This window comes from Micromonospora sp. NPDC049679, assembly GCF_040659735.1.
Classification (GTDB): Bacteria; Actinomycetota; Actinomycetes; order Mycobacteriales; family Micromonosporaceae; genus Micromonospora_I.
This window is the reverse complement of the sequence record NZ_JBFANZ010000039.1, coordinates 42,726-52,766: the sequence shown is the minus strand read 5'-3', so window position 1 is coordinate 52,766 and position 10,041 is coordinate 42,726. Positions and strand designations below refer to the sequence as shown.

Below are 10,041 nucleotides of genomic sequence, written 5' to 3'. Positions count from 1 at the left end.
AAAACCGTAAACGATTCCAGCCGGCCCGGGAATAAATCAAATTGGCACTGGCTTATCAAGCACCCTGTTGAGTTCTCAAAGAACAAACACACACCTCAGACAACCCCTCCACCAGGAGAGACGCCCTCGGGGCAACTCCTCAATCTTACACGCCCCGCTCCGAAAGTCAAGCCCCAACCTCAGGACCCGAAAATCATCACCCAGACGCCCCCACAACACACACCACCGCCACAGCAGCGATCACATCAGGGGAGAAACCGCAGACCGGCCGATCACCACATCACTGCGGCACATCCGCCCGGCTCCTGCCGGCCCCAACACTCTACCCGGTCAGCACCGCGATCCCAAACCAGCCGATCGCACCACCCGGAACCAGCCTCACGTCGAGCAAAACCCAACACGAACCCGGAAAGTTCCCGCAGCTCCGGCCTCCGGCATTTCTACCGTCTCGTCCGTTCCCTGCGGGCAGAGAGAAAGTTACTCGGCCGGTCACCCGGACGCAAATCCGGGATCGGGCACGTGTCGTTCAACCGTGGGTGGGTGGGCGTTGTTCCCGGCTACGCGAGAAGCACACCGATGACCGCGAGCCCGACGATCGCTCCCCCGGTGACGAGCAGCGCGGTGGTCATCCGGGACGGGCCGCGCCGGACGAGCCGGTGCACGGAGACGAGTACCGCGAGGAGCACCCCGCCGGCGATGACCAGCTGCCAGAACGGCAGCAGCAACGCCGACAGCGCGTCTGCGGCGAGGAGCGTCGGTGCGGCAGGCATGGGTGTCACTCTGGCACCCGAAAGGCCTGAGCGCCCGACCTGGTCGGCGCGTTCCCCTCGTTACCCTGCCCTGCCGCTCTCACAGGCGCCGGTTCGCCAGGCTGGGCAGCTCGGCGCGGATGGCACCCAGCCGGCCCAGGTCGAGGTCCGCGACCGCGATGCTCACCGTGTCGGGCGCCTGGGCTAGCACGGTCCCCCACGGGTCGACCACCATGCTGCGGCCGAAGCAGGTGCGCCCCGGGTCGTGGTCGCCGATCTGCCCCGCCGCCACGACGTAACACTGGTTTTCGATCGCCCTCGCGCGCAACAGGACCTCCCAGTGGTCCCGCCCCGTATGCAGCATGAACGCGGCCGGAACGACGAGCACCTGGGCCCCACCGTCCACGGTGAGTCGACGGTAGAGCTCCGGGAAGCGCAGGTCGTAACAGATGGAGAGACCGACCCGTACCCCGTCGATCTCGACCACGACGGTCTCGGCGCCCGGCGCGACACCGCGGGACTCCAGGTAGGAGACGCGGCCGGGGATCTCCACGTCGTACAGATGGATTTTGCGGTAGCTGGCGGCGAGCCGCCCGTCGCGGTCGAAGACCAGGGAAGTGTTGTAGGTGTGTTGTGGATCGGGCCCGACCTCGTGGAACGACCCGGCCAGCACCCACATGCGCAGCTCGCGCGCCGCGGCGGCGAAGAAGGCCGCGAACTGACCGTCGACGGGCTCCGGCTCGGGCAGGCCGGGCGCCGGCCCGAGGTAGTCGACGTACTCCGGCAGCACCGCCAGGTCCGCCCCGGCCGCCGCGGCCCTGTCGAGCAGCTGCCGGGCGGCAGCCAGGTTGGCCTTGGGGTCCTCGCGGGCGTTGAGCTGGCAGACGGCGACGCGCATGCGCAAAGGGTACGGGCGTGTCCGGCGGCGGGCCAGGCTTACGTCGTCGCGAGCACCAGCGCGGTGGCCGCCAGACCGAGGCCGGCGATCTGCAGGGGACGGACCCGCTCCCGGTCAACCGCCAGCGCGAGCAGCACGGTGCTGGCCGGGTAGAGCGCCGTGATCGCGGCGACCACGCTGAGGTGTCCCCGGGTGGCGGCCGCGAGGTAGAGGCCGTTGGCTGCCATGTCGAGGAGTCCGGCAGCGGCCGCCCACGGCAACACCGCCGGCGCGAGCCGGAAACTCGTACGGCTGTACAGCATGAATGCGACGCCGAGCCCGATCGAGCTCGCCCGCACGGCGACCAGCGGCCACATCCCCCCACTCTCGGACCCCTGGGCGAGGAGCGCGAAGAAGAGTCCGAAGAGAGCGCCGGCCGCGAGCGCGACGCCGACCAGCCGCGCCGGGACGGGCCCACCGCGGGGTCCAAGGCTCACCAGGGTGATCGCCAGGAGCGCCACGCCCGCTCCCGAGAGCGCGAGTGTGCCGGGGGTGCGGGCGGTGAGCAGGCCGGCGGCGATCGGGATCAGTGCCGCGGTCACCGCGGTGACCGGTGCGACCACCGCCATCGCCCCACCGGCGAGCGCGCGGTAGAGCAGCACCATGCCGCCGAAGCCGGCGACTCCCGCCGCGATGCCCCAGGCGAGGTCGGCCAGACCCATCCGGCCGGGCACCACGACGAGGCCGATCACCAGCATCGGCAGGCCGAGCAGTTGCGAGACGACCGTCACCGCGAGCGGATGCGCCCGCTGGGTGGCCTTGCCTCCCGAGAAATCCGCGGTGCCGAACGCGACCGCCGACACGGCGGCGAGCACAATGGGGAACACCCCAACTGTGTACCACAATAGTGACCGTGAAGGATAGTGTGTTGACCGACACCGGGTCAGGTGGCATCGCGGCGATAACCGCTGCGGTAGCCCAGCACGTGCGTGCGCTGCGCACCGGCCGAGGCTGGTCGCTCGACGAACTGGCCGGCCGGTCGGGCGTCAGCAAGGGGATGCTCGTCCAGATCGAGGCGACCCGCACCAACCCGAGCATCGGAACGCTGTGCCGGGTCGCCGACGCGTTCGGCGTGACCGTCGCCCGACTGTTGGAACCGGCCGCGGAGCGGACCGTACGGATCTCGGCCGTCGAGGACGCGCCACTGCTCTGGCAGGGCGACCGCGGCGGGCTCGGCCGGCTACTGGGCGGGTCGAACGAGCCGGACTTCGTGGAGTTGTGGGAGTGGCGGCTCATCCCCAATGAGGCGCATACCTCCGCCGACCACGCCCCCGGCACCCGGGAAATCCTGCACATCCTGGCCGGCACGGCGGTGGTCACCGTGAACGGCGAGGATCATTCGGTGTACGCCGGCCAGACGATCGAGTTTCTCGCCGATCGACCGCACGGCTACCGCAATGATGGCGACGAAGACGTCCGGCTCATGATGGTGGTGGTGGTGCCGTCCGGCGAGTGGGATCGACGGACACGGAGCCACCCACCGAGCTCCTCCTGATCAACGCCGACGCGACCGCCCCGGCGTCGGCCCCGATGGGCCGCCGAAAGCGGTCGCGCGGTTGTGCCTGCTGTCAGGCCGACTTCTCTTCGCGGTCGCGGCGCGCCCGACGACTGCCGAACTCGCGCGGCACGATCGTCGGATTGACGTTTTCGAGCACCACCTCGCGGGTGATGAGCACGCGAGCCGCGTCCGGGTTGCTCGGCACCTCGTACATCACCGAGAGCAGCACCTCTTCGAGGATGGCCCGCAGCCCACGGGCGCCCGTCCCCCGCAGCATCGCCTGGTCGGCGATCGCCTCCAGCGCCGCCGCATCGAACTCCAGCTCCACGCCGTCGAGCTCGAAGAGTCGCTGGTACTGCCGGACGAGCGCGTTACGCGGCTCGGTCAGGATCCGCACCAGCGCCTCGCGGTCGAGGCTGCGCACGTTGGTGATGACCGGCAGTCGACCGATGAACTCGGGGATCAGCCCGAACTTGAGCATGTCTTCGGGCATGACCTGACCGAAGATGTCGTCGGTCGACCGCTCCGAGACCGCGCGCAGTCGGGCGCCGAAGCCGGTGCCTCCGTGTCCGGTGCGGGCCTCGATGATCCGGTCGAGTCCGGCGAACGCCCCACCGCAGATGAAAAGCACGTTGGTGGTGTCGATCTGGATGAATTCCTGGTGGGGGTGCTTCCGTCCGCCCTGCGGCGGCACGTTGGCGACCGTGCCCTCCAGCATCTTCAGCAGCGCCTGCTGCACGCCCTCGCCGGAAACGTCACGGGTGATCGAGGGGTTTTCCGACTTGCGGGCGATCTTGTCGACCTCATCGATGTAGATGATGCCCGTCTCGGCGCGCTTGACGTCGTAATCCGCCGCCTGGATCAACTTGAGCAGGATGTTCTCGACGTCCTCGCCGACATAACCCGCCTCGGTGAGGGCGGTCGCGTCGGCGATCGCGAACGGCACATTGAGCATCCGGGCCAAGGTCTGCGCGAGGTGCGTCTTGCCGCACCCGGTCGGCCCGAGAAGCATGATGTTGGACTTGGCCAGCTCGACCCCGTCGTTGCCGGAACCCGCGGCCCCGGCGGCCTCGGCCTGGATGCGCTTGTAGTGGTTGTAGACCGCGACCGCGAGCGCCTTCTTCGCCTGGTCCTGCCCGACCACGTAGTTGTCCAGGAACTGGCAGATCTCCATCGGCTTGGGAAGCTCTTCCCACTTCACCTCGCCGGACTCGGCCAACTCTTCCTCGATGATCTCGTTGCAGAGATCGATGCACTCATCGCAGATGTAGACCCCGGGGCCCGCGATGAGTTTCTTGACCTGCTTCTGCGACTTACCGCAGAACGAGCACTTCAGTAGGTCGCCGCCGTCACCGATCCGTGCCACCTACGTTCTCCCTGCGCTCATCGGCCGGTTGCTCCCGGCCCTGGCCTGAGGACGAATGCCTCGTCGGTTCTGAACACCCGCCGGTCGCCCGGCAAACCGTGCACCTCGACGTTACCCGCTGTCGGGACTTTCTCCGACCCCCAAAACGGGGTGTGTCAGAGGTCGGCCAGTCTAAACGACCGACCGACCCCTGACCGGGAGACGTCAGCTCGCCGCGTTGGCGGCCAGGAGACCCTTCTTACGGCTGGTGAGGATGGTGTCCACGAGGCCGTACTCGCGGGACTCCTCAGCCGTCATGATCTTGTCCCGGTCGATGTCCTTGCGGACCATGTCGATCGGGCGGTTGCAGTGGCGGGAGAGCATCTCCTCCAGCTGCGTACGCATCCGGAGGATCTCGCGGGCCTGGATCTCGATGTCCGACCCCTGTCCGTAGCCGCCCTCGGTCGCCGGCTGGTGGATGATGATCCGCGAGTTGGGCAGCGCCATCCGCTTGCCCGCCGTGCCGGCCGCGAGGAGCACCGCCGCCGCGCTCGCCGCCTGCCCCAGGCAGACCGTCTGGATGTCCGGACGCACGTACTGCATGGTGTCGTAGATCGCCGTCATGGCGGTGAACGAGCCACCGGGCGAGTTGATGTACATGATGATGTCGCGGTCCGGGTCGGTGCCCTCCAGCGTGAGCAGCTGGGCCATCACGTCGTTCGCCGACGCGTCGTCCACCTGCACACCGAGGAAGATGATCCGGTCCTCGAAGAGCTTGTTGTACGGGTTCGACTCTTTGACACCGTACGAGGTGCGCTCGACGAACGACGGCAGCACGTAGCGGTTGTGCACCGCTGCGAACTGCGGCGGCAGGGTCAGGTCAGTCATCGTCGCCTTCCTCAGTTGCGGGTGCCGGCGCCGGCCGGGACCTGCGTCGCTCCGGTGATCACCGTATCGATGAAGCCGTAGTCCTTGGCCTCGGCCGCGGTGAACCAGCGGTCACGGTCGGAGTCGGCCTCGATCTGGGCCGGGTCCTGGCCGGTGTGGTGCGCGACGCGCTCCTGGAACATCCGCTTCGTGTAGAGCATCTGTTCCGCCTGGATAGCGATGTCGGATGCGGTGCCACCCATGCCACCGGAGGGCTGGTGCATCATGATCCGCGCGTGCGGCAGCGCGTAGCGCTTGCCCGGCGCTCCGGCGCACAGCAGCAGTTGGCCCATGGAAGCAGCCATACCCATTGCGATCGTAGCTACGTCATTGCTGACGAACTGCATCGTGTCGTAGATCGCCATGCCCGAGTAGACCGAGCCGCCCGGCGAGTTGATGTAGAGGTTGATGTCACGCTCAGGGTCCTCCGCCGCGAGCAGCAGCAGCTGCGCGCAGATGCGGTTGGCCACCTGGTCGGTCACCTCACTGCCCAGGAAGATGATGCGCTCCTTGAGCAACCGGTTGAAGACCGTGTCGTCGAGGTTGCCACTGAGTGAGTCCCCGCCGCGGGCCTCGGTCACCCGGAGGGGCATCGCTGGGATGTGCAGATCGGTCATGGCAGCCCTTCGCTCTCCGTCCGTCTTACGCCCGACACTAACCTCTCACCGGTGCCGAAGCGCCCTTCTCCGCCTACTGTTCGCTCTCAGCGCAGGCGTGTGCCGTACCGGAAGACAAGGGCCGTCGAGCCCCGCAAGCGGTGCCCGACGGCCCAGTCCACCGTCACATTCAGTGCTCGTGATCGTGGTCGTGCGCGTCGCCGTCCTCGCCCTGCAGCGCGTCCATCGTCACCGGGTTGCCGGCGGAGTCGGTGATCTTCACCCGCTCCATCACCAGCGCCAGTGCCTTGCCGCGGCGGACGTCGCCGAAGACGGAGCCCGCCGCGCCCGAGCGAACGAGCTGGTCGTAGTACTGCTGCGGGGCCATCCCGGCGCGCTGCGCACGGTGCATGATCTCGTGACCGAACTCGTCGTCGGAGACCTGCACGTCCTCGGCGTCGGCCAGCGTGTCCAGGACGAGCTGGATCTTGACGCCCTCGGTCGCCGCCTCGTTGAGCTCGGTGTCGATCTGCTCCTCGGTCTTCTCCTCCGCCGCGAGGTATTCCTCGAGCGAGGCACCGATGCGCTCCAGCTGGTCGACCATGGCCTGCTTGCGGCTGTCGACCTCCTCGCGCACGACACCCTCGGGCGCCGGCACCTCGGCGGCCGCGACGACCTGCTCGAGCGCCTTGTCACGTGCGGCGTAGATCTGCTCGACCCGCTTGGCCCGGGTGACCCGCTCGCGCAGGTCGTTGCGGAGCTCCTCCAGCGAGTCGAACTCGCTGGCCATCTGCGCGAACTCGTCGTCGAGCTCGGGGAGCTGCTTCTCCTTGACCGTGCGGACGGTGACCGCGACGTCGGCGTCACGGCCGGCGAAGTCGCCGCCGACCAGCTGGGTCACGAACGAGGTCGACGCGCCCGCCTCGAGCCCGACCAGCACCTCGTCGAGGCCCGGCAGGAGCTGCTTGCTGCCGACCTCGTGCGAGATGTTGGTCGCCGAGCCGCCGGGGACCTCCTCGCCGTCGACGCTCGCGGCGAGGTCGAGCTGCACGTAGTCGCCGTCCTGCGCGGCCCGCTCGACCGTCTTGAGGGTGGCGAAACGCTCCCGCAGACCGTTGACCTGCTCGTCGATCTCGCTGTCCGCGATCTGGAGCTCGTCGACGGTGACCTCGATGCCGGACAGGTCGGGCAGGGTGATCTCCGGACGCACGTCCACCTCGGCCGTGAACTTCAGCGGCTCACCGTCGCTGAACTCGGTGATCTCCACCTCAGGGCGGCCCAGGGTCTTCACATCGTGCTCGCGTACGGCGGCGAGGATGTTCTCCGGGATCGCCTCCTGCACGGCCTCGTTGAGCACCGTGCCGCGCCCCACCCGCTGGTCGATCACGTTCGTCGGCACCTTGCCACGGCGGAAGCCGGGCACGGTGACCTGCTGGGCGATCTCGCGGTACGCCTTCTTGAGGCTCGACTCAAGCTCGACGAACGGCACCTCGATGGCGAGCCGGACCCGCGTCGGGCTCAAGGTCTCGACGGTGCTCTTCACAGGCGTACTCCTTGATGCGTCTAAAATCTTTGTCCGGGCGTGAATCAGCCCATCGAGTGTAGTCGCGCCGACGCACGGGAGACGCCGCGCCCGACACCGCAGTGGCGGATCACAGTCGGGGTGGCGGGATTTGAACCCACGGCCCCTCGCTCCCAAAGCGAGTGCGCTACCAAGCTGCGCCACACCCCGTGGCGACCAGAAGTGTATGCGGTCCGTCCCGCGCCGCGCCGGTTGGTATCGGCCTGGCTGGTTGTGTCGCCCCCGATAGGCGGATCTGACACGCGGGGGGAACCCCCGCGTGCCTTCCGGAGGGACCCAGTACGCTAGGGGCCGCGCCGCGGGAAACCGGGGCGCATGCGGGCGTAGCTCAATGGTAGAGCTTCAGTCTTCCAAACTGACGGTGCGGGTTCGATTCCCGTCGCCCGCTCCACGGCCCTCCGGCCCATGTCAGGGGTGGTATCCCCCGATCGTGGGCCGGCACGCCACTCCCCCGCTTTGATCTTGCGGGCCATCCGTGGGCCACTAGTTGTCCGGGTCACGTCGGCGGCGAGCGTGCTTCGCAATCCGCCGGTCCATTGCCGAAGCGATCTCACGGTCCCGCTCGCTCGTGGCGAGCTGATAGATCAGCGCGGCTCGCATACTCGGGTGGCCCATCCGGTGCATCAGCTCCCGCGTACTCGCCCCGGACGAAGCGGCGAGGGTGTTGCCCGTGTGCCGCAGTCATGGAAGTGGAAGCCGGCCAGGTGGGTTCGCAGAGCATCTACGGCGGCGACCGGCAGGGCGACGACCCGGATTCCGGCACCTGACTTGGGCCGCCCGAACTCCATGTGGCTGCGCAACGCGGCGAGCTTGCGGGAGACACGGAGCGTGCCGGCGTCAAGGCGGCCCGCAAGCGGGCCGCGCCGGCCCGGCCCCGGCCTGCTGGCGACCTCCGGCCGGCATCGGTCGGGCCGGCCGGCCACGCTGACGAACGCAGAACCTCTGGAGACCTCGGGGCTCTGCCCGAACCCCGGCCCTCCTCAGAGATCGGCCGGGGGCGGATCACCTCGTCGGGCACCACAAGGGCTACCAGCGCCGCACCGAAACGACACATCCGGTTACAGAATCCAGTGTGAGGGCGATGCGCATCCTCGTGGCGTCCCCTCCCGAAGAGGTAACAACATCCGACTCGCCCGCGAGGACCTCCCATGATTCGCACCGCACCTCACGAGCAAGCTTTGGTGGGTTCATCGGCTCCCCGCTGAGGCACCCGAGCCCCAGGACTGCCAGCGCTGCCACGAACCGTGGATTTCTCCTCCTGCGAGGCGACGGCGGGCGGGCTGGCGCACTCAGATCGATGACGGGCATAGGGCAAGTTATCCCGATGGACAGAATCCCGTGTACCGGCGCGGGCCATCCACGGGCCAGTAACCGTGGCGCCCGGCGGTCATGAGCGGGCACGAGCGGCACCGAGCTTTGCCGCCGGCCCAGGCGTTTCGGGCATCACGACTCGTCGATCCCGATCTTCCAAACTGACGGTTTGGGTTCGATTCCCGTCGCCCGCTCCACGGCCCTCCGGGCCACGTCAGGGGTGGTATCCCCCGATCGTGGGCCGGCACGCCACTCCCCCGCTTTGATCTTGCGGGCCATCCGTGGGCCACTAGTTGTCCGGGTCACGTCGGCGGCGAGCGTGCTTCGCAATCCGCCGGTCCATTGCCGAAGCGATCTCACGGTCCCGCTCGCTCGTGGCGAGCTGATCAAGGCGGCCCGCAAGCGGGCCACGCCGGTCGTGACCCATCCCCCGGTGCTCGCTCCTCTGCGCCATCCGCTCGGCGTCGCAGTCTTTGGCACCTATCCGGGGGATGGGGGCAGCATGGCGGCCAGTCCCCATCTACGACTGCCCGACGAGGAGATGGGTGCTCCGTCCAGAGTCTTTCTTGCTCCTTGCGCCACGGCGCACACTGGGTGCATGGGCACGATTCAGGACCCGAACCCCGACCGCGACTGGTTGAAGCGCAGCTACGTGGATACGAGCACCAACCCGTACTCCATCGACGCGCGGACGGAGATGGTGGGCCGCATTGCTGAGGGCACCGGAGGCAGCTGGGTGGCCCGTGCCGTCATGCGTGCCGTCGCCGGCATCACGGTGGTCGCGATCGCCGCGTCGGTTGTCCTGGGGGTCCTGAACCTGGTGGGGTGAGCCGCCCGGGCCACCGACGGGCCAGTAGCAATCGGGCCGAACGGTCACCGGCGGGCACGAGAGGTGACCGGGCCGGCAGCCACGAGCAGGCGTTTCGGGCATCACGACCGGTTGAGCGCGCTATTCCAAACTGACGGTGCGGGTTCGGTTCCCGTCGCCCGCTCCAGTATGAAGGCCCAGGTCAGGCAACCCGCCCGACCTGGGCTTTTAGTTATGCCGGCCGCCACTTTCTTGCCGCGCCCGATCACGCCGCTTCGTGTTCCGCAA

At 68.3% G+C, this 10,041-nt stretch carries 9 protein-coding genes and 2 tRNA genes; 3 read left to right on the top strand and 8 right to left on the bottom strand.

All coding sequences use genetic code 11. The annotated features are described in order from the left end of the window. Positions 1–557: 557 nt before the first annotated feature. From AB0J06_RS21840 to AB0J06_RS21830, 3 genes are all read right to left on the bottom strand, one after another. Positions 558–779: a hypothetical protein gene (locus tag AB0J06_RS21840; protein WP_357430792.1), complete on the bottom strand. Its 222-nt coding sequence runs from the start codon at positions 777–779 to the stop codon at positions 558–560. A gap of 70 nt (positions 780–849) precedes the next feature. Next, positions 850–1,647, bottom strand: a complete 798-nt coding sequence (locus tag AB0J06_RS21835) for a carbon-nitrogen hydrolase family protein (RefSeq protein WP_357430791.1) — start codon at positions 1,645–1,647, stop codon at positions 850–852. Positions 1,648–1,685: 38 nt separating this feature from the next. Beyond that, a complete protein-coding gene (locus tag AB0J06_RS21830; protein WP_357430790.1) occupies positions 1,686–2,513 on the bottom strand; it encodes a DMT family transporter in 828 nt (275 codons plus the stop codon). Between the two features lie 26 nt (positions 2,514–2,539). On the opposite strand from AB0J06_RS21830, the gene AB0J06_RS21825 reads away from it, so the two are divergent. Further along, entirely contained in the window at positions 2,540–3,181 is a 642-nt protein-coding gene (locus tag AB0J06_RS21825; RefSeq protein WP_357430789.1) for an XRE family transcriptional regulator, read from the top strand. A gap of 73 nt (positions 3,182–3,254) precedes the next feature. Here the strand turns inward: AB0J06_RS21825 and clpX are convergent, their stop codons facing one another. The 5 genes from clpX to AB0J06_RS21800 form a co-directional block, all read right to left on the bottom strand. Then, positions 3,255–4,550 carry an ATP-dependent Clp protease ATP-binding subunit ClpX gene (gene clpX, locus AB0J06_RS21820; protein WP_357430788.1) on the bottom strand — a complete coding sequence of 432 codons (1,296 nt, stop codon included), beginning with the start codon at positions 4,548–4,550 and terminating at the stop codon, positions 3,255–3,257. Positions 4,551–4,754: 204 nt separating this feature from the next. Beyond that, positions 4,755–5,417 carry an ATP-dependent Clp protease proteolytic subunit gene (locus AB0J06_RS21815; protein WP_357430787.1) on the bottom strand — a complete coding sequence of 221 codons (663 nt, stop codon included), beginning with the start codon at positions 5,415–5,417 and terminating at the stop codon, positions 4,755–4,757. A gap of 11 nt (positions 5,418–5,428) precedes the next feature. Beyond that, the gene (locus AB0J06_RS21810; RefSeq protein ID WP_357430786.1) at positions 5,429–6,073 is read right to left on the bottom strand and encodes an ATP-dependent Clp protease proteolytic subunit; all 645 of its coding nucleotides are present in this window, start codon (positions 6,071–6,073) and stop codon (positions 5,429–5,431) included. A gap of 169 nt (positions 6,074–6,242) precedes the next feature. Continuing rightward, complete coding sequence (tig, locus tag AB0J06_RS21805; protein ID WP_357430785.1) at positions 6,243–7,595, bottom strand: trigger factor; 1,353 nt, start codon at positions 7,593–7,595, stop codon at positions 6,243–6,245. Between the two features lie 115 nt (positions 7,596–7,710). Continuing rightward, positions 7,711–7,784: transfer RNA gene (locus AB0J06_RS21800), tRNA-Pro, on the bottom strand. Positions 7,785–7,951: 167 nt separating this feature from the next. Here AB0J06_RS21800 and AB0J06_RS21795 point away from each other — a divergent pair. Then, positions 7,952–8,025, top strand: a tRNA-Gly gene (locus AB0J06_RS21795). 1,518 nt (positions 8,026–9,543) lie between these two features. Next, the gene (locus AB0J06_RS21790; RefSeq protein ID WP_357430784.1) at positions 9,544–9,774 is read left to right on the top strand and encodes a hypothetical protein; all 231 of its coding nucleotides are present in this window, start codon (positions 9,544–9,546) and stop codon (positions 9,772–9,774) included. Positions 9,775–10,041 lie beyond the last annotated feature (267 nt).